1 protein-coding gene is annotated in these 456 nt (G+C 57.0%); it reads right to left on the reverse strand.

Going from position 1 to position 456, the window contains the following annotated elements; translation table 11 throughout:
* Positions 1-456, reverse strand: a 456-nt coding sequence (locus EUS26_RS16585; RefSeq protein WP_130014916.1) for an ATP-binding cassette domain-containing protein, incomplete at both ends; no start/stop codon positions are given.

Here is a 456-nt window from a genome sequence, read left to right on the forward strand (position 1 = left end):
GTGTCAATATGGGCGGTCGCCTCATCGAGCACCAAAATTTTCGGATCAGCAGCGATCGAGCGAGCAAAGGAAAGAAGCTGGCGCTGACCGCTTGATAACGTCGCCGCGCGCGAGGCGAGCACATGGTCGTGACGATCGGGCAATTGATCAATCAACGAATCGCCCTGCCCGAGCCGATCGGCCGCCTGACTGGCTTCGTCGTCCAGTTCCTGATTATACATGCGAATGTTCTCTTTGACCGTCCCGTAAAACAAAAACGGATCTTGCAAGACAAGGCCGAGGCGGCGGCGCAGCTCGGCGCGCGAGTAATCGCGGATCGACCGGCCGTCAAGCAAAATATCGCCGCGGTCAAACTCATAAAAGCGCATGAGCAAGTTGATGATCGAACTTTTGCCGCTGCCGGTATGGCCGACAAACGCGACCCTCTGACCTGGACGGATGACAAACGACAGCCGT

The organism is Serinicoccus sediminis, from assembly GCF_004153545.1.
Lineage (GTDB): Bacteria > Actinomycetota > Actinomycetes > Actinomycetales > Dermatophilaceae > Ornithinicoccus > Ornithinicoccus sediminis_A.